Source organism: Bradyrhizobium sp. CSS354 (assembly GCF_029051725.1).
GTDB lineage: Bacteria > Pseudomonadota > Alphaproteobacteria > Rhizobiales > Xanthobacteraceae > Bradyrhizobium.
Window position 1 is genome coordinate 188,287 of the sequence record NZ_JAACFU010000001.1, and the last position, 18,829, is coordinate 207,115.

General features: G+C 63.5%; 17 protein-coding genes and 1 pseudogene. 9 read left to right on the forward strand and 9 right to left on the reverse strand.

From position 1 onward, the window contains the following. Positions 1 to 135: 135 nt before the first annotated feature. The 6 genes and pseudogenes from GWG67_RS00980 to GWG67_RS01005 all read right to left on the reverse strand — a co-directional run bounded on the left by GWG67_RS00980 (position 136) and on the right by GWG67_RS01005 (position 7,078). The gene (locus tag GWG67_RS00980; RefSeq protein WP_275167305.1) at positions 136 to 615 is read right to left on the reverse strand and encodes a MaoC family dehydratase; all 480 of its coding nucleotides are present in this window, start codon (positions 613 to 615) and stop codon (positions 136 to 138) included. Continuing rightward, positions 616 to 2,334, reverse strand: coding sequence for an AMP-binding protein (locus tag GWG67_RS00985; protein ID WP_275167306.1), 1,719 nt, complete (start codon positions 2,332 to 2,334; stop codon positions 616 to 618). It lies immediately after the preceding gene. Beyond that, positions 2,334 to 3,233 (reverse strand): annotated as a pseudogene (gene mmsB, locus GWG67_RS00990) (3-hydroxyisobutyrate dehydrogenase); the annotation flags it as partial. The pseudogene mmsB and the gene GWG67_RS00985, both read right to left, overlap by 1 nt. Positions 3,234 to 3,254: 21 nt before the next feature. Continuing rightward, positions 3,255 to 4,322 carry an enoyl-CoA hydratase/isomerase family protein gene (locus tag GWG67_RS00995; protein WP_275167307.1) on the reverse strand — a complete coding sequence of 356 codons (1,068 nt, stop codon included), beginning with the start codon at positions 4,320 to 4,322 and terminating at the stop codon, positions 3,255 to 3,257. Further along, positions 4,319 to 5,464, reverse strand: coding sequence for an isobutyryl-CoA dehydrogenase (locus tag GWG67_RS01000; RefSeq protein WP_275167308.1), 1,146 nt, complete (start codon positions 5,462 to 5,464; stop codon positions 4,319 to 4,321). The genes GWG67_RS00995 and GWG67_RS01000 overlap by 4 nt, the downstream gene beginning before the upstream one ends. A 117-nt stretch (positions 5,465 to 5,581) precedes the next feature. Continuing rightward, positions 5,582 to 7,078, reverse strand: a complete 1,497-nt coding sequence (locus tag GWG67_RS01005; RefSeq protein WP_007592262.1) for a CoA-acylating methylmalonate-semialdehyde dehydrogenase — start codon at positions 7,076 to 7,078, stop codon at positions 5,582 to 5,584. Between the two features lie 101 nt (positions 7,079 to 7,179). Here GWG67_RS01005 and GWG67_RS01010 point away from each other — a divergent pair, with 101 nt between their 5' ends. Further along, positions 7,180 to 8,094 (forward strand): LysR family transcriptional regulator, encoded by a 915-nt coding sequence (locus GWG67_RS01010; RefSeq protein WP_275167309.1) that lies wholly within the window; start codon positions 7,180 to 7,182, stop codon positions 8,092 to 8,094. A 132-nt stretch (positions 8,095 to 8,226) separates the two neighbouring features. On the opposite strand, the gene GWG67_RS01015 is transcribed toward GWG67_RS01010, so the two are convergent. Both GWG67_RS01015 and GWG67_RS01020 read right to left on the reverse strand, forming a co-directional pair. Next, on the reverse strand, positions 8,227 to 8,847 hold the full coding sequence (locus GWG67_RS01015; protein ID WP_275167310.1) for a TetR/AcrR family transcriptional regulator: 621 nt from the start codon (positions 8,845 to 8,847) through the stop codon (positions 8,227 to 8,229). A 59-nt stretch (positions 8,848 to 8,906) separates the two neighbouring features. Continuing rightward, on the reverse strand, positions 8,907 to 9,446 hold the full coding sequence (locus GWG67_RS01020; protein ID WP_275167799.1) for a PaaI family thioesterase: 540 nt from the start codon (positions 9,444 to 9,446) through the stop codon (positions 8,907 to 8,909). A 152-nt stretch (positions 9,447 to 9,598) separates the two neighbouring features. On the opposite strand from GWG67_RS01020, the gene GWG67_RS01025 reads away from it, so the two are divergent. The 3 genes from GWG67_RS01025 to GWG67_RS01035 all read left to right on the forward strand — a co-directional run bounded on the left by GWG67_RS01025 (position 9,599) and on the right by GWG67_RS01035 (position 13,110). After that, complete coding sequence (locus GWG67_RS01025; RefSeq protein ID WP_275167311.1) at positions 9,599 to 10,369, forward strand: enoyl-CoA hydratase; 771 nt, start codon at positions 9,599 to 9,601, stop codon at positions 10,367 to 10,369. A gap of 141 nt (positions 10,370 to 10,510) precedes the next feature. Beyond that, positions 10,511 to 11,707 carry an acetyl-CoA C-acyltransferase gene (locus GWG67_RS01030; protein WP_275167312.1) on the forward strand — a complete coding sequence of 399 codons (1,197 nt, stop codon included), beginning with the start codon at positions 10,511 to 10,513 and terminating at the stop codon, positions 11,705 to 11,707. Positions 11,708 to 11,814: 107 nt separating this feature from the next. Next, positions 11,815 to 13,110: an MFS transporter gene (locus GWG67_RS01035; protein ID WP_275167313.1), complete on the forward strand. Its 1,296-nt coding sequence runs from the start codon at positions 11,815 to 11,817 to the stop codon at positions 13,108 to 13,110. Positions 13,111 to 13,343: 233 nt separating this feature from the next. On the opposite strand, the gene GWG67_RS01040 is transcribed toward GWG67_RS01035, so the two are convergent. Continuing rightward, the gene (locus tag GWG67_RS01040; protein ID WP_275167314.1) at positions 13,344 to 14,141 is read right to left on the reverse strand and encodes an IclR family transcriptional regulator; all 798 of its coding nucleotides are present in this window, start codon (positions 14,139 to 14,141) and stop codon (positions 13,344 to 13,346) included. Between the two features lie 233 nt (positions 14,142 to 14,374). On the opposite strand from GWG67_RS01040, the gene GWG67_RS01045 reads away from it, so the two are divergent. From GWG67_RS01045 to GWG67_RS01065, 5 genes are all read left to right on the forward strand, one after another. Then, positions 14,375 to 15,535 carry an aminotransferase class V-fold PLP-dependent enzyme gene (locus tag GWG67_RS01045; protein WP_275167315.1) on the forward strand — a complete coding sequence of 387 codons (1,161 nt, stop codon included), beginning with the start codon at positions 14,375 to 14,377 and terminating at the stop codon, positions 15,533 to 15,535. Positions 15,536 to 15,564: 29 nt separating this feature from the next. Continuing rightward, entirely contained in the window at positions 15,565 to 16,461 is an 897-nt protein-coding gene (locus GWG67_RS01050; RefSeq protein ID WP_275167316.1) for an amino acid ABC transporter substrate-binding protein, read from the forward strand. A 63-nt stretch (positions 16,462 to 16,524) separates the two neighbouring features. Then, complete coding sequence (locus GWG67_RS01055) at positions 16,525 to 17,316, forward strand: amino acid ABC transporter permease (RefSeq protein WP_275167317.1); 792 nt, start codon at positions 16,525 to 16,527, stop codon at positions 17,314 to 17,316. Then, positions 17,313 to 18,005, forward strand: coding sequence for an amino acid ABC transporter permease (locus tag GWG67_RS01060; RefSeq protein WP_275167318.1), 693 nt, complete (start codon positions 17,313 to 17,315; stop codon positions 18,003 to 18,005). Before GWG67_RS01055 ends, GWG67_RS01060 begins: the two co-directional genes overlap by 4 nt. Positions 18,006 to 18,045: 40 nt before the next feature. After that, the gene (locus tag GWG67_RS01065; protein ID WP_275167800.1) at positions 18,046 to 18,813 is read left to right on the forward strand and encodes an amino acid ABC transporter ATP-binding protein; all 768 of its coding nucleotides are present in this window, start codon (positions 18,046 to 18,048) and stop codon (positions 18,811 to 18,813) included. Positions 18,814 to 18,829 lie beyond the last annotated feature (16 nt).

Sequence of the window (18,829 nt, forward strand, 5' to 3'; positions counted from 1 at the left end):
CCCTCACCCGGCTTCATCTCGCTCCGCTCGATTTCGCCACCCTCTCCCGCAAGGGGAGAGGGTGCACCGAGCGCGATTTGGACAACTTTTGAGCAGCGATGGGCTGCCGGGTCAAGCCCGGCAGCGACGGCCCAATCAGGCGAAATAGATCAACCCCAGCCAGTCCGCGACCAGCGCGGGCTTGTCCTCGCCTTCGATCTCCACGGTGACGTTGGTGTGCGACTGCAATTCATTCGGCTTGCGCAGCTTGGCTTCCGCCAGCACGAAACGGCCGCGGACGCGTTTTCCGGATCGTACCGGCGAGATGAAACGCAGCTTGTCGAAACCGTAATTGACGCCCATCGTGGTGCCCGCGATGACGGGCATCACCTCGTAGGACATGATCGACAGCAGCGACATCGTCAGGAAGCCGTGTGCGATAGTGGTGCCGAACGCCGTTTCCTTCTTCGCACGCTCCGGATCGACATGGATGAACTGGTGATCCTCGATCACGTCGGCATAGGTGTCAATGCGGGGCTGATCGACCAGGTGCCACGACGACACCCCGATCTCCTTGCCGACCATGGCTTGATAGGCCTGAAGCGTAATCGGCGGCTTCTTCCAGACTTCGTTCACTTAGGTCTCACTCCGTGTTTTCGGCAGCTCCGGAAAATCCTCTTCGCGGAATTCCCGGCCGCGCAGAGGATCGTTGCGGTCGTCGTCGCGCTCGAGACGTCTGAGCTGGACGCGGCGGATCTTTCCCGAGATCGTCTTCGGCAGCTCCGTGACGATCTCGAGGCGACGGATGCGCTTGAACGGCGCAAGGCGCGTGTGCAGATGCCTGAAGATGGAGAGCGCAGTTTCCGGCGAGCGCTCCGCGCCGGATGTCAGCAGCACAAAAGCCTTGGGAATCGCGAGCCGGATCGGATCCGGGCTCGGCACCACGGCGGCTTCTGCGACGAGCTCGTGCTCGAGCAACACGCTCTCGAGCTCGAACGGGCTGATGCGGTAGTCGGAGGATTTGAACACGTCGTCGGAGCGGCCGACGAAGGTGAGATAGCCATCGTCGTCCTCGAACACGACGTCGCCGCTGCGATAAAGCTCGCCTTCGGCGCCGGACAGCCCTCCGTTGTCGCCCTGATAGCCCTGCATCAGGCCGGCGGGGCGGTTTTCGCCGAGCACCAGAGCCACCTCGCCCTCCTTGGCCGGATGACCATCGGCGTCACTGACCTGCACGCGATAGCCCGGCAGCGGCCGGCCCATCGAGCCAACCTTGATCTTTTGACCCGGCGAGTTGCCGGCGAGCGCCGTCGTTTCGGTCTGGCCGTACCCGTCGCGGATGGTGAGGCCCCAGGCGGCCTGCACCTGGTCGATCACTTCCGGGTTGAGCGGCTCGCCGGCGCCGCAGACCTCGCGCAAGGCGACCTTGAACGACGCAAGGTTCTCCTGGACGAACAGCCGCCACACCGTCGGCGGCGCGCACAGCGTGGTGACGCCGCAGCGGCCGATGGTGGCAAGCAGGCCCTTGGCATCGAAGCGCGGCTGGTTAAGCACGAACACGGTCGCGCCCGCATTCCACGGCGCGAAGAAGCAGCTCCAGGCATGCTTGGCCCAGCCGGGCGAGGAGATATTGAGATGGACGTCGCCCGGCTTCAGCCCGATCCAGTACATGGTCGAGAGATGGCCGACGGGATAACTGCGCTGGCTGTGCCGCACCAGCTTCGGCTTCGCGGTCGTGCCCGAGGTGAAATAGAGCAGCATCGGGTCATCGGCGTTGGTCGGGCCGTCGGCTCTAAAGCTGTCCGACGCCTTTGCCGCGTCATCATAGGTAAGCCAACCGTCGGAGGGCTCGCCCACGACGATGCGGACGATATTTTCGGCGCCAAGACTTGCGAACTTCGCAACCTGGTCCTGCGCTGCCACCACCGCCTTTGCCTGGCCGCGATCGAGCCGGTCGCGCAGCTCGTCGGCGGTGAGCAGCGTCGTCGCGGGAATCACGACCACGCCAAGCTTGATCGCGGCCAGCATTGTCTCCCATAGCGGAACGACGTTGCCGAGCAGCAGCAGGAGATGATCGCCGCGCCTCAAGCCCTGCGCGCGGAGGAAATTCGCGACCTGGTTGGAGCGGCGCGACAGGGCCCCGAACGAGAGCTTGGTCTGCCGGTCCTGCGCCGCATCGACGATCCAGAGCGCAGGACGATCCTTGCTGTCCGCATTCGCCGCCAGCTCGGCGTCGAACCAGTCGAGTGCCCAGTTGAAGGGAACCGGATCCGGCCAGCGGAAGCCGTTGACGGCTGTCTCGTAGTCCGTGCGGTTGTGAAGCAGAAACGCGCGCGCTTCCTGAAATGTCGTCATCAGGCTTTCCCGGCTAGACTCCTAACGTGCTTGATAATTCCGGAAAAATCCACCCCGCCGTGGCCGGCTGCGTCGAATGACTGATAGATCTCCTGCGCATGCTTGCCGAGCGGTGTTGCCGCGCCGGCGGCCTTGGCGGCGTCCTGCGCCAGCGTCAGATCCTTCACCATCAGCGCCGAAGCAAAGCCCGGCTTGTAGTCGTTGTTGGCGGGCGAGGTCGGCACCGGCCCGGGCACCGGGCAATAGGTCGTCAGCGACCAGCACTGGCCCGACGAGGTCGAGGCGACGTCGAACAGCGCCTGATGCGAGAGCCCGAGCTTCTCAGCCAACGCGAACGCCTCGCTCACCGCGATCATGGAAATGCCGAGGATCATGTTGTTGCAGATTTTTGCCGCCTGGCCCGCGCCGGCACCGCCGCAATGCACGATCTTCTTGCCCATGTTCTCCAGCACGGGCTTTGCCGCTGCAAACGCGTTGTCCTCGCCGCCGCACATGAAGGTGAGCGTCGCACCCTTGGCGCCGCCGGTGCCGCCGGAGACCGGCGCGTCGACCGAAAGCACCCCGTGCTTGGCCGCCAGCGCATGCGCCTGGCGCGCGCTCTCGACGTCGATGGTGGAGGAGTCGATGATCAACGCGCCCTTGGCCATGGCGGGAACGACCTCGCCCCACACGCCGAGCACATGCTTGCCGGCCGGCAGCATGGTGACGACCACGTCGGCGCCTTTCACGGCGGCCGCAGCGCTCTCGGCGATGCCGGCACCGTCGGCCTTGGCCTGGTTGCGGGAGGCCTCGGCGAGATCGAAAGCGACGACCTTGTGGCCGGCCTTGACCAGATTGGCGGCCATGGGGCCGCCCATGTTGCCGAGACCGATGAATGCGATCGTGGCCATCGTGATTTCCTCCGCTGAACGTTTCGTTGATTAGTTGAGCTTCAATTCGTCTGGGCCGATCTCGGCGAGATAGTGCGCAAGCATGTCGGGCGTGACGTCCTCGATCCGCGACGGCGACCAGGTCGGATTGCGATCCTTGTCGATCACGGCGGCGCGCACGCCTTCGCGAAAGTCGTCGCTGCGGAAGACTTCCAGCGCAGCGCGATATTCGCGCACCAGGCATTCTTCCAGGCTCGACGCGGTGCGCGCGAGCCGGAGCAGCTTGAGCGTCACCACCATGCCGCGCGGCGATTTTTCGTTGAGCGTCTTCAATGTCCCCAGCGCGAACTCGGAGCCGTCGCGCCTGAGCGCGGCAAAGATGTCTTCCATGCGGTCGAAGCCGAACAATGCGTCGATCGCCGGCTCCTTTGCGGCGACCGGCCCCGCGGTCTCCCCGGTCGCAAAACCGTTAATCAACTTGCTCACATCGGCCGCGGAGACGCCTTGGCGAACCTTGGTCAGCGCGTCGCGTAATTCCGGCCATTTGGCTGCCTGCACCACCGCGTCGGCAAACCTGGCGTGGATCGCATCGGGGCCGTTCATGGTCTGGCCGGTCAGGCCGAAATAAGTGCCGATCTCGCCCGGCGCGCGTGACAACAGCCAGGTGCCACCGACATCTGGGAAGAAACCAAGCCCGACCTCGGGCATCGCGAGCCTGGTGCGGTCGGTCACGATTCGATGGCTCGCATGCGCCGAGAGTCCGACGCCGCCGCCCATCACGATGCCGTCCATGAAGGCGACATAGGGTTTTGGGAATTTCTTGATCCGGGCGTTGAGGATGTACTCTTCCCGCCACAAAAGCTTGCCGAGGTCACCGTCGACCTTCGAGCTCTCCCAGAGCGCGCGGATGTCGCCGCCGGCACACAGGCCGCGCTCGCCGGCACCTTCCAGCACGATCAAGGCAACGGCTGGATCGGCCTCAAAACGGTCGAGCGCCTTGTCGATGTCGCGAAACATCTCCAGCGTCACGGCGTTGATGGCCTTCGGACGGTTGAGCCTGACAATGCCGGCCGAGCCCTCGACCCGTGCGACGAGATCGCCCTCCTCCGTTCCACTCATCGGGCGCCCTCGATCAATTTGCGCGCCACGATCAGCCGCATGATTTCATTGGTGCCTTCGAGAATCTGGTGCACGCGCAAATCGCGCACGATCTTCTCGATGCCGTATTCGCTGAGATAGCCGTAGCCGCCATGAAGCTGGAGCGCCTGGTTGGCAACCTCGAAGCCGGCATCGGTGCCAAAACGCTTGGCCATCGCACAGAGCATGGTGGCGTCCGGATCCTTGCGATCCAGCGCGGCTGCGGCACGCCAGAGGAAGGTGCGCGCTGCCTCGAGCTCGATCGCCATGTCGGCAAGCTTGAATTGCAGCGCCTGGAATTCGTCGAGACGTTTTCCGAAGGCCTTGCGCTCCTTCATGTAGGCGCGCGCCTTGTCGAGCGCGGTCTGCGCGCCGCCGAGCGAGCAGGCCGTGATGTTGAGACGGCCGCCGTCGAGGCCCGCCATCGCGATCTTGAAGCCGACGCCCTCCTCGCTCAAGCGATTGGCGACCGGAACGCGCGCATTCTCGAAGATCACGGCGCGAGTCGGCTGCGCGTTCCAGCCCATCTTGCGCTCGTTGGCGCCGAACGAGACGCCCGGCGTCTTGCCGTCGATCACGAGGGTCGAGATGCCGCCGGGACCGTCGCCGCCAGTGCGCACCATCGCGACCAAAAGGTCCGTGCCGCCGGCGCCAGAGATGAACTGCTTCTGGCCGTTGAGGACATAATGATCGCCGTCGCGCACGGCACGGGTGCGGAGCGCCGCCGCATCCGAGCCGGCGCCGGGCTCGGTCAGGCAGTAGCTCGCGATCAGCTCCATGGTGCAGAGCTTGGGCAGCCATTTGTGGCGTTGGGTATCGCTGCCGTAGGCATCGATCATCCAGGACGCCATGTTGTGGATGGAGATGAAGGCCGAGGTGGTCGGACAACCCGTCGCCAGCGCCTCGAAGATCAGCGCGGCATCGAACCGCGTCATGGCGGAGCCGCCGACATCCTCGCGGATGTAGATGCCGCCCATGCCGAGCGTGGCGGCCTCGCGCATGACCTCGACGGGAAAATGTTTCTCCTCGTCCCAGCGCAGCGCGTGCGGCGCGATCTTCTCCGCCGCAAACGCCAACGCCATGTCGCGAACCGCGATCTGATCCTCGTTCAGAGCGAACTGCATGATGGGCTGCTCACTGTTCTCGTCATTGCGAGGAGCGAAGCGAAGCAAATCCAGTGTGTCCGAGGAGAAAGTCTGGATTGCTTCGCTACGCTCGCAATGACGGGCTGGGCTACAGCCTTACTTCATCAGCGGGATCGAGAACTCCGCGCCTTCCTTGACGCCGGACGGCCAGCGCGAGGTCACCGTTTTGGTTTTGGTGTAGAAGCGCACCGAATCCGGGCCGTGCTGGTTGAGATCGCCGAAACCGGATTTCTTCCAGCCGCCGAAGGTGTAATAGGCGATCGGCACCGGGATCGGCACGTTGATGCCGACCATGCCGACATTGACCTTGGCCGCGAAGTCGCGCGCAGCATCGCCGTCGCGGGTGAAGATCGCAACGCCGTTGCCGTAATCATGCTCCGACGGCAGCGCCAGCGCTTCCTTGTAATCGTGCGCGCGCACGACCGAGAGCACGGGGCCAAAAATCTCTTCCTTGTAGATCCGCATGTCCTTGGTGACGTTGTCGAACAGCGAACCGCCGAGATAGAAGCCGTTTTCGTAGCCCTGCATCTTGAAGCCGCGGCCGTCGACGGCGAGCGTCGCGCCTTCCTTGATGCCGATGTCGATATAGCCTTTGACCTTCTCGACCGCCTCGCGCGTCACGAGCGGACCGTAATCGGCGGACGGATCGATCGAGGTGCCGATCTTGAGGCTCTCGACGCGCGGGACCAGCTTTTCCATTAGGCGGTCGGCAGTGGACTTGCCGACGGGAACGGCGACCGAAACCGCCATGCAGCGTTCGCCGGCCGAACCGTAGCCGGCGCCGATCAGTGCGTCGACCGCCTGGTCCATGTCGGCGTCTGGCATGATGATGGCGTGGTTCTTGGCGCCGCCAAAACACTGGCAGCGCTTGCCGGTCTGGGCTGCGCGCTCGTAGATATATTGCGCGATCGGCGTGGAGCCGACGAAGCCGACGGCCTTGATATCGGGATCGTCGAGGATGGCGTCGACCGCTTCCTTGTCACCGTTGACGACATTGAGGATGCCGGCGGGCAGGCCCGCCTCGATCATCAGCTCGGCAAGCATCATCGGCACGCCGGGATCGCGCTCCGACGGCTTCAGGATGAAGGCGTTGCCGCAGGCAATTGCGGGAGCGAATTTCCACATCGGGATCATCGCCGGGAAATTGAACGGCGTGATGCCGGCGACGACGCCGAGCGCCTGACGCATGGAATAGATGTCGATGCCGGGGCCGGCGCCTTCGGTGTATTCGCCCTTCATCAGATGCGGAATGCCGCAGGCGAATTCCGCGACTTCGAGGCCGCGCTGGATGTCGCCCTTGGCGTCCGGGACGGTCTTGCCGTGCTCGCGGGCGAGCAGTTCGGCGAGCTTGTCGTAGTCGCGCTGCACCAGTTCGACGAACTTCATCATGACGCGGGCGCGGCGCTGCGGGTTGGTCGCAGCCCATTCCGGCTGCGCGGCGCGGGCGTTCTCCACGGCGGCGCGGACCTCGGCCTTGGACGCCAGCGCCACCTTGGCCTGGACGTCACCGGTCATCGGCTCGAATACGTCGGCGGTGCGGCCCGAGGTGCCCTTGACCTCCTTGCCACCAATGAAATGTCCGACTGAACGCATGGAATGGTCTCCTTGAGGCGAGCTTGAACACTTTGACAAATCCTATCGACCTGCATTTTATAGGATTCAAGTCTGAGATAATGCACCATAGATGTGCGAAAATGCTGGATCAAGGCGCTATCGACTGGGACGACTTCCGCTTCGTGCTGGCCATCGTGCGGGGCGGCTCGGTTTCGGCTGCGGCAAAACAGCTCGGCGTCGACCATGCCACCGTGATCCGCCGTGTCGACCGGCTGGAGAAGCACCTGTCGGCCAAGCTGTTCGACCGTCGCAAGACCGGCTACCTGCTGACAGAGGCTGGCCAGCGCGTCGCAGACAGCGCGGAAGCCATGGAATCGACCATCGTCGCCAACCAGGAGCAGGTCGGCGGGTCGGTGGCGCGGTTGACCGGCACGGTGCGGATCGGCGCCCCCGACGGCTTCGGGACCGCGTTCCTAGCGCCGCGGCTCGGAGCCTTCGCCGACCGGTATCCCGATCTCGATTTGCAACTCGTGGCCACCGCGCGGCTGTTCAGCCTCTCCAAGCGCGAGGCCGATATCGCGATCAGCCTGACCATGCCGAAGGAAGGCCGCATCGTCGGCCGCAAGCTGCTCGACTACCGCCTCGGGCTCTATGCCGCGCCCGCCTATCTCGACCGCTTCCCGAAAATCACCTCGCGCGAGGTCCTGCCGCAGCATCGCTTCGTCGGCTATATCGAGGAGCTCTTGTTCACGCCCGAGCTCGACTATCTGCCGCAGGTGTCGCCGAAGATCTCCGCACGCTTGCGCAGCGCCAATCTGATCGCGCAACTCAACGCCACGCTCGCCGGCTTCGGTATCGCCGTGCTGCCGCATTTCATGGCGGGCGACTATCCGCAGCTGATTGCGGTGCTGGCGGAAGAGGTGTCGATCACCCGCACCTTCTGGATGCTGATGCACGCCGACAGCAAGGATCTCGCGCGAATTCGCGCGGTGGCGGATTATATTTCCGAGATTGTAGAATGCGAGCGCGCGCTGTTTGCGGGGCGGACTTCGTAGGGTGGGTTAGCCCTGCAGATGCGCAAAGCGCATCTGCTCGGCGTAACCCACCAACTTCGTCCAGCGCTCAGTGAAGCATGGTGGGTTACGCCTTCGGCTAGCCCACCCTACGCATTCAACGGCACCTACTCGCTAACTCTGCTTCGCCTTCTTCGCAACCGCAGCCTTCGGCTCGCGGCGGCCGCCATCGAGCGCACTGTCCTTACCCGTCTTCAACACCTCGTCCGACAGCTCGCTCGAGCCGGCGATGCGCGCCAGCAGCATGGTGCCGGCCATGGTCGCCAGCGTCGCGATCGCCTGCTTGCGCGCGGCCTTGCGCGGCAGATTCGGGATGAAGTCTGTCATCATCTCGATCATCTCGTCGAGCTTGCCGGCAAACGCCTTTCGCGTCTTCGGGCTCTCGCGGGCGATCTCGGCGCCGAGCGCGGGGATCGAGCAACCGTGACCGGGGTTGTCGCGATGCACCGTCGAGAGATAGGTCTCGACGATCTGACTGAGCTGCTTTTCCGGCGCGACCTGATCGGACTGCTTGCGCCAGTGCTCCATCGAGCGATTCATGGCGTAGTCGAACGCCTCGATCACCAGCGCCTCGCGGGAATCGAAATGGGCGTAGAAGCCGCCGTGGGTCAGGCCCGCTTCCTTCATGAGGTCGGCGACACCGATGCCGTGGGCGCCTTTTTCGCGCAGCCGCACGGATGCCTTCTTCACGATGCGGTCGTGGGTTTCCTGCTTGTGTTCCCGGGAATAGCGCATGCGGATCTCATTGGATGTCGAAGGTCATCTAATAACACGGATATCGGCCGGACGGCGCATTAATTCCCGGTAAAATTGTTGCCGATCATGGAAAAGGTCGCCGTTGCGTGCACCGCAAGTGCCCCCTTACCGTCGCGGACGAATCCCTCGGTGTAGCTGCTCTGGCGTCCCAGCTTGATCACCTTGCCTTCGGCGGAGATCAACCCGGACCGGACCGAGAGCGGACGCAGGAAGGTCATTTTCAGATCGAGGGTGACGGAGCCCTGCCCGGACTCCAGCCTGGTCGAGATCGCACACCCCATGGCGGTGTCGATCAGCGCGGCGGCTGTGGCTCCGTGCAGGAGGCCGATGGTATTCTCGAGATCCTCACGCGGCTCGAGTTCCATGACGATCCGGCCCGGCTCGACCACGGCCATGACGAAGCCGATCAGCTTGGCAAAGGGCGGCGGCGGCAGCCTTCCGTCGCGGATGCCCAGCATCGCATCCATGCCTGACAGGCCCATCGCGACTTTCGCAATTGGCGCAGGCACCTGCCACTCCACCACCCGCTCGCGCCGCTGCGCGGGCGAAAACAGGTCGAGTTGATCGTTGCTGGTCATCATGGCCCCTTTGTATGATTTTCATCATACTATGCTGCGGACTTCGCGCTGGCAACTCCCGCCCGCCCGCTTGACAAGCACTGCGTTTCGGCCCGGAAGTGATCCCGACCGGCGTACCCTTGCGCGCGTCCACAAAACTCAGAGATCCCATCATGGAAATGCTCAACCACCACTGCGGCGTGACCCGCGATGCGCGCGGCGTCGTTCATGTCGCCATCTGCAACGCCGGCTCGCTGAACATTTTGGGCTCGCCCGTCACCGATGCGGTGCGCGAAGGCTTGCAGCAGCTCTCGTCCGACCGCAGCATCCGGGTTGTGGTGCTGCGCGGCCAGAGCGAGAAGAGCATGATCGGCGGCGCCGACATCAAGGAGATGGCCAGCCTCGACCAGAAGTCCGCCGAGGCCTTCATCAGCCGCCTGCGCGACCTCTGCGAGGCAGTGCGCCAATTCCCGGCCCCGATGATCGCGCGCATGCCCGGCTGGTGCCTCGGCGGCGGGCTCGAAGTGGCTGCCGCCTGCGATTTCCGCATCGCAGCGCATGATGCGCATTTCGGCATGCCGGAGGTGCGCGTCGGCATTCCCTCGGTGATCCATGCCGCGCTGCTGCCGCGCCTGATCGGCTGGGCCCGCGCGCGCTGGCTGGTGATGACCGCCGAGAACATCGACGCGCCGACGGCGCTGGCCTGGGGGTTGGTCGACAAGGTCGCGCCGGAGGGCGGGCTCGACGCCGAGGTCGAGCACCTCGTGACGGCCCTGCTCGAATGCGGCCCCGAGGCGCTGCGCTCGCAGAAGGCACTGCTGCGGCAATGGGAGGAGCTGCCGCTGACCGAGTCGGTGAATTTGAGCGTCAAAGTCTTCGGCGAGTCGTTCCTGACGGACGAGCCGACGCGGCTGATGGGCGCGTTTGTGAATCGGAAGCGGTAGGCGCTCTCCGCCTCGTCCGTCCGAACGAGCAAATCTCATCTGACCCACGACAATTTCTCATGCCGGACGCGGTTGCATTTTTTGCGCCGCATCATATGATGATCATAATCTTAAATATCCGACATCTGAGGGAGTCTCCCCATGGCCGAAGCCGCCGATCCCGTCGTCATCGTCTCCGCCGTCCGAAGCCCGCTCGGCCGCTTCATGGGCGAGTTGTCGCCGCTCTCCGCACACAAGCTCGGTTCACACGTGATCGGCGCGGCACTGGAGCGTGCCAAGCTTGCGCCGGAGAAGGTCGACGAAGTCTTCATGGGCTGCGTCCTTCCCGCCGGCCAGGGCCAGGCCCCGGCGCGCCAGGCTGCGCGTGCCGCCGGCCTGCCCGACGCCACCGGCGCCACCACCGTCAACAAAGTCTGCGGCTCCGGCATGAAGGCGACCATGCTGGCGCACGACATCATCCGCGCCGGCTCGGCCGAGATCGTCGTCTCCGGCGGCACGGAGAGCATGAGCAACGCGCCATATCTCCTCGCCAGGGCCCGTGGCGGCTATCGCGCCGGCCACGACCGCATCATCGACCACATGATGATGGATGGCCTCGAAGACGCCTACGAGACCGGCCGCTCCATGGGCGATTTCGGCGAGGCCACGGCAGAGGCCTATCAATTCACCCGCAAGGACCAGGACGCCTATGCGATGGAAACGCTCAGCCGGGCGCGCAAGGCGGTCGAGGGCGGCGCGTTCAAGGCCGAGATTGCGCCGATCACGCTGAGCGAGAAGGCAGGCCCTCGCATCGTCGCCGATGACGAGCATCCGCTGAAGGTCGATCCCGCAAAAATCCCCGGGCTGAAGCCGGCGTTCCGCGCCAACGGCACCATCACGCCGGCGGCCTCCTCCGCCAATGCCGACGGCGCCGCTGCGCTGGTGTTGACGAAGCGGTCGCTCGCCGATCGCAGCGGCCTGCCGGCTCTCGCCGTGATCAAGGGCCACGCCACCCACAGCCAGGAACCGCAATGGTTCACCACGGCGCCGATCCCGGCGATCCGCAAGCTCTTGGACAAAGTCGGCTGGAGCGCCGCCGACGTCGATCTGTTCGAGATCAACGAAGCCTTCGCCGTGGTGGCGATGGCGGCGCAGCGCGACCTCGGCATTCCCCGCGAGAAGCTCAACATCAACGGCGGCGCCTGCGCGCTCGGCCATCCCATCGGCGCCACCGGCGCACGGCTGATCGTTACGCTGCTCCATGCGCTTGAGGCGCGAAACCTCAAGCGCGGCGTGGCGGCGCTCTGCATCGGCGGCGGCGAAGCCACCGCGATCGCGGTGGAGCGCTTGACGCACTGACGTGAAAGTCCGGAAGTGAGGGAACTCTGTCATTTTCGACAGACGCGTCCCGTGCCATTCTGCAAACTTGCGCAGGCCTCTCGCCTGCCCATTAAGATTGAGGCCCAATGATCTCGAACTGGCTCGCGGCAACGCTCGGCCGCCGCAATATCCACTACGGCTGGGTGATGGTCGGCGTGACCTTCCTCACCGCGCTGATCAGCGCCGGCACGGTCGGCGCGCCCGGCGTGTTCATCGTTCCGCTTCAGCAGGAATTCGGCTGGAGCACGGCGGAGATCTCCTCCGCACTGTCGATCCGCTTCATCCTGTTCGGGCTGATGGCGCCGTTCGCGGCTGCCCTGCTCAACCGCTACGGCCTGCGCAACGTCACGCTGACCGCACAGCTCATCGTGGTCTCGGCCCTGGTGCTCTCGCTCGGCATGACAGAGGTCTGGCAGCTCGTCGCGCTGTGGGGTGTGGTGATCGGGATCGGCACCGGCATGACCGCGCTGGTGCTGGGCGCCACCATCGCGACGCGCTGGTTCGCGGCGCGGCGCGGCCTCGTCGTCGGCATCATGACCGCGAGCGTCGCCACCGGTCAGCTCGTGTTCCTGCCGCTGCTGGCGAGCCTCACCGAACGTTTCGGCTGGCGGCTGGCGCTCGGCTTCGTCTGCATCGCGCTTGGTGTTTCGGCCCTCGCGGTCCTGCTCGCGATGCGCGACCGTCCGAGCGATCTGGGCCTGCGCCCGTTCGGCGACGAAGGCACCACACCCCTGCCCGCGCCGCCCGTCAGCCACGGCTCGATCACCGGCGTTGCGCTCGGCACGCTGCGCGACGCCTCGAAGAGCAGCGCGTTCTGGATCCTGTTCGCGACGTTCTTCGTCTGCGGCGCATCCACCAATGGCCTCGTGCAGGTGCACCTGATTCCGATGTGCCTCGATTTCGGCATCCCGCAGGTGCAGGCCGCGGGCTTGCTGGCCGCGATGGGCATCTTCGACTTCTTCGGCACCATCATGTCGGGCTGGCTGTCGGACCGCTACGACAACCGCTACCTGCTGTTCTGGTATTACGGCCTGCGCGGGCTCTCGCTGATCTTCCTCCCGTTCAGCGATTTCTCGTTCTATGGGCTCTCGATCTTCGCGATGTTCTACGGGCTCGACTGGATCGCAACCGTGCCGCCCACGGTGCGGCTCACCGCGCAGAAATTCGGGCCCGAGCGCGCCAATCTGGTGTTCGGCTGGATCTTTGCCGGCCACCAGCTCGGCGCGGGCACCGCCGCCTTCGGCGCCGGCTTCTCGCGGACGGTCTATCAGAGCTACCTGCCCGCCTTCTTCATCGCCGGCGCGCTCTGCGTGTTCGCCGCGCTGATCGTGCTGACGCTGTCGCGACAACCGAAGCCGAAGCCGCAAGCCGCGATGGCTTAGGACCTGATCGTGGTGGTGACGCCGAAGACCGCGGCGTCACCGATCCGCGCGATACCGGCTTCTTCGGGTTCGGGATGCCGCGCGCTGGGCGGAAGACGTACTGGAAGGCGCGACCAGCGCTCAAACAAAAAGTGCGAAAACAACCCCATGCACAGTAGCCGGGGCGTGGCGGATCAATGACTTACGCCTTTCCGAAAACGATTTGACTCGTCGGGCAAAACAGGAGCAGGATGTCATCGTTGGGCATCTGCGTCGTCATCGCCTTCAACCTGCAAAATGGTCTCCGACAGCAGAGCGGCAGCCTTTTGCAGCGGGCCTATGAACCGGTCCAACTCGACGAAGCTGACGCGTGCCACCGGCACGGAGACGCCCAGGCAAGCGATCAGCTCTCGATCCGGGGACAGGATGGGCACGGCACACCCCACCACGCCTTTCACGTACTCTTCGTTCGTTTTGGCCCAGCCGCGCTGCCGCGTCTCTTCGAGCACCTTCATCAGCGCGTGGACATCGACAATCGTCGTTTCCGTGAATTTGATCAGAGCGAGTGCGCGGCAGAGCTTCGCCCGGGTCCGCTCGGGCAATCCGCTCATGTAGATCTTTCCGGTGGACGTGCAGTGTAGCGGCGCCGCTTCTCCCGGATTGAACTGAAGACCTTGCGGCTCCGAAACGCGAACGCTGTCCACATACGCGACGGAATTATCGCGCACGACGCCGATTTCGCATTGTTCGCCGATTTCTGCCGCGACAGCTCGAAGTACCGCGTGCCGCCGCGCTGTGCGGAAGGCCGCTCCGATCACCGTCGCGGACAGCGTGACGAGTTGATTACCGACAACGTAACGCTTGGTCCCCAACGCCTTCTGAAGCAGTCCGCGACCTTCAAGATTTCCGACCAACCTGTGCGCCGTTGGAAGAGGCAGCGAGAGAGCCTTCGCGATCTCTGCCGCTGAGACGGCTTTGCGTTGGTCAGCAACATGCCGAACGATCGCGAGGGCGCGGTCCAAGGGTCCATCCCTCTCAACTTGCTTCGTCATTTCCCTACCGGTTGGGAGGCAGCAGAATATACAACAATGACAGTAATTATCATTTTTCGGAATAAAATCTATTGATATTCGACAATTCTATTTGTCCCGATCCGGAAAGCTCATATTCTTGGCGCTGCGGGCGATTGACCAAAAGTTGTGCAACGCAGTCTCGCCGTTTCGAAATGTCGCTCCGTCGCTTGGCCGACTGCCAAGTCCGACGGCGCGCTCAACAGGAGATGTGCATGTCTCGTCACTACGACGTGGACGCCGTGAGGAAGGAATTCCCTGCCGTTGAACGGATGGTTTATCTGGACTCGGGATTTCAAACGCCGCTCGCGCGCCCGGTGAAAGCCGCGATCGAGCTCTTCCTCCGCGAGGGCTTCGAGACGGCTGGCCCGAAAAGCGCATGGCTCGACCGGGTGGAGCAGACCCGCGCCAAGGTCGCTCGCTTTCTCGGCGTGACAGCGGACGAGATCGCCTTCACGAAAAACACGTCGGAAAGCATGAACATCGCGGCAAACGCACTGCCGCTCCAGGCCGGTGACAATGTTCTGATGATCCATGGCGATCATCCGAACAACGCCTACGCGTTCCTCAATCTGCAGCGGAAGGGCGTAGAAATCCGCTTCGTTCCGATGACGGATATCGTCGACGGCGACAGCTTTGCTGGCTTCATTGACGACAAGACGCGTGCGATTTCGATGTCGCATGTGACCTTCCATGCCGGTCACTGCTTTGACATCGAGAGCGTCGGCGCGATGTGCGCCAGGAAGAAGCTCTACTTCGTCGTCGATGTGATGCAGGCGATCGGCGTCGTACCTGTTGACGCGAAGGCGATCGGCGCCAGCTTCATCGGCTCCGGCAGCCACAAGGGACTGCTCGTTCCGCAAGGGCTCGGGCTTCTCTATTGGGACAAATCCCTTGGAGAGCTGGAACCGACCTATATGGCGGCCGCGAGCCTCGCCGACATGCCCAGCGACCTCATCGCGCGTCCCGACAAAATGGCGCTCTCTCCGACCGCCAGGCGCTTTGAACTTGGCAACTTCAATCTGCCCGCGATCCATGCTCTGGGTGCTTCCCTCGACATGATCGAGCAGATCGGGGTGCAGAACATCCAGAACCACTGCTTCGACCTCGGCGATCACCTGATCGCGCGCCTGGACGAACTGGACGTCCGCCTGGTTGGCCCACGCGAGCGACAACACCGCGCTCCGCACATTTACGTCATCGCCCTGCCCGCAGCGGACTGGCTCGGGCATTTCGAGGAGAACGGCGTGCGCGTTTCGCCCGAACGTGACGGCATCCGCGTCTCGCTCGGCATGTTCAACACCGCGACGGATATCGATCGCCTGATCGACGTCATTCGCCGGCGAGGGCTCGGACGCCCTTCGGTTGCAGCTTGAATTTGACAAACGATGGGATGGCAAAAACCATGAAACAGCTCGTTCAGGTATTGGGACTTCTCCCGGCGCTCTTAGCTATCAACGCAAGCCCATCCGCGGCGGCGGATAGCCCGACGCTGGACAAGATCAAATCCAGCGGTTCGATTACGATCGGCCACCGTGAGGCCTCGATACCGTTCTCGTACCTCGGGCCCGACCAGAAGCCCGTCGGTTTCTCGCTCGATCTCTGCGCGGCGATCGTCGATCGCGTCAAGGAGGAGCTGAGATTGCCCAATCTCAAGGTCAGCTTCACCCCGGTGAACTCGTCGAACCGGATACCGCTGATCCAGAGCGGGACCGTCGACATCGAATGCGGCGGCACCGCGAATGACAAGAAGCGGCAGGAACAGGTCTCGTTTTCGGTCGCCACGTTCGTCAGCCAGCCGCGATGGCTGGTCAAGGCCGCCAGTGGCGTCAAGACCGCCGGCGACCTGAAAGGCAAGACGATCGTCGTCACCCAAGGCTCCAACGCGGTCGGCTTCGCGCAGGGCGTCAACGCCAAAGAACAGCTCGGGCTCAACATCGTCCAAGCCAAGGACCATGCGGAATCCTTCCTCATGTTGAACACCGGCCGTGCGGCCGCCTTCATGGAGGACGATATTCTCCTCGCCGGGCTCAAGGCTGCGGCGCCTAATCCGGACGCACTCCTGTTCCTTCCCGAGGGTTACGCGAAGATCTACTACGGGCTGATGTTCACGAAGGGCGATGCCGGCTTCAAGGCACTCATCGACGACGTTCTCTCCAAGCAAATGGCATCAGGCCAATTCGAGAAGACCTACGCAAAATGGTTTACCAAGCCGATCCCGCCAAAGGGTGAGAATCTCGCATTTCCGCTCACCGACGAGTTGATGGGCCGGATCGCGCATCCCAGCGATGCTGTCGACTGACTGACGGAGCCGATCGTCTCGCTAGATCATCCTCGTCCGCACCTGCAACTTTGAGGACTCGCGATGTTCGGAGTGCTTTTTGAACAGACGGCGGACGGCCAGCGCTATATCGACTGGCTGCTGTCGGGCCTCGGCTGGACACTCGCTCTCGCCTTCTTCGGCTGGTGGATCGCCTTCGGCATCGGGGTGATCGTCGGCGTGGGCCGCACGGTGCAAAATCGCGTCTTCGCGATACCGGCCCGGCTCTATGTCGAGATATTCCGGAACATCCCTGTCCTTGTGCAGATGTTCCTCTGGTATTTTGTTTTCCCAGAGGTGGTGCCAAGCGCAATCGGAGATGCAATCAAGCAGATCCCGCCGCCATGGGCATCGTTCTTCCCGGCACTTCTTTGCCTCGGGCTCTACACGGCTTCCCGCATAGCCGAGCAGGTCCGGGCCGGCATCGAGGCGCTCCCAAAGGGACAGCTCGAAGCCGCCAACGCTCTCGGCCTCAGCAGTTACCTCACCTATCGACACGTCATCGTGCCGCAGGCCTTGCGCCTCATCGTGCCGAGCCTCACCAGCGAGGTGATGGGCATCTACAAGAACACCTCCGTCGCACTCACGATCGGCTTGATGGAACTGACCGCCCAGGCACGCCAGATCAGTGAAGCGACGTTCCAGACATTCACTGCCTTTGGCGCGGCGACCGTCGTCTATCTCTGTCTGGCACTGATTGCCTATCAAGCCATGGCGCTGATCGACAGAGCGGTCCGGATTCCGGGTAGCGCGCCCGCCACGCTCCCAGCTGACCAGGATCTCGCCAGCGAAGTGCAGCAAGGCGGCTTGCCCCACGTCATGGAGGCCGCGAAATGAACGCCCTCGATTTCTCGATCGTCGCGCAATCATGGCCCTATCTCTGGTCGGGCCTGCTGTTCTCACTGTCGCTCACGGCCGCCGCGTTCGCCATCGGCATGATTCTCGGAACCTGCCTTGCGCTGGCGCAGCACTTCGAGATTCCCGTGGTTGCCCAGATCATCCGCGGCTACGTTGCGATCATCCGGTCGATCCCGCTGATCCTCGTTCTGTTCTGGTTTTTCTTTCTGGTGCCGATCGTGCTTGGGCACCTTAGCGGCAACGGCCGCCCGATCCCGATCGGCGCCACCTATACCGCCTTCATCACTTTCGGCTTGTTTGAGGCGGCCTACTATTCCGAGATCATCCGCGTTGGACTGCGTGCCGTGAACAAGGGCCAGTTTGAGGCCTGCCAGGCCCTCGCGCTGTCCACCTACGACACCTACCGCCACATTGTCCTCCCGCAGGTCCTGCGGGTGGCAAGCCCGATTATCCTGAGCCAGACGATCATTCTGTTTCAGGACACGTCTCTCGTCTATGTCCTGTCGTTGACGGATCTTCTCGGTGCCGCCTCCAAGCTCGCGCAGCTCAACGGCCGCCTCGTCGAAATGTACCTCGTCATAGCTGTAGCCTATCTCGTCATCAGCTCTGCGACGTCCCAGTGCGTCGCCATCCTTCGCAAGCGATATGCTGTTGCCGCTGCCCGCTGACCATCGGGGTACCGAACGGCCTCGCATTTGGGAGACGAACATGCCTCGAGCGACTGTCAGCAATGCCACACGACCCGCCGAGATCGTCGTCGTCGAGAACGTAGTGAAGCGGTTCGGCGCGTTCACCGCGCTGAACGACGTTACCCTCAAGGTCGACAAGGGCGAGAAGATCGTGCTCTGCGGACCATCAGGCTCCGGCAAGTCCACCCTCATCCGGTGCATCAACCATATCGAGAAGCACGATGCAGGCAGGATCATCGTCGATGGTGTCGAACTGACCAACCGCATCGCCGACATCAACAGCGTACGTTGTGAAGTCGGGATGGTATTTCAGAGCTTCAACCTTTTTCCGCACCTCACCGTCGCGGAGAACTGCATGCTGGCTCCGATCAGGGTTCGCGGGATTTCGCAGTCCGAGGCGCGCGATCGCGCACTCGGCCTGCTGCGGAAGGTCCGCATTCAGGATCAGGCCGGCAAGTATCCCGCGCAATTGTCGGGCGGTCAGCAGCAACGTGTCGCCATCGCGCGAGCGCTGTGCATGCAGCCCAAGATCATGCTGTTCGACGAACCGACATCGGCTCTCGACCCCGAGATGGTCAAGGAGGTACTGGAAACCATGGTCGAGCTGGCGAAAGAGGGAATGACGATGGTGTGCGTGACGCACGAGATGGGATTCGCCCGGGAGGTCGCCGACCGGGTGGTCTTCATGGATCGTGGCAGCATCATCGAAGAGGCCGAGCCCGAAACGTTCTTCAAAGCCCCTCGCACGGAACGGGCGAAGGCTTTTCTGAACCAGATCATTCACTAGCTGAATCGGCAGCGCC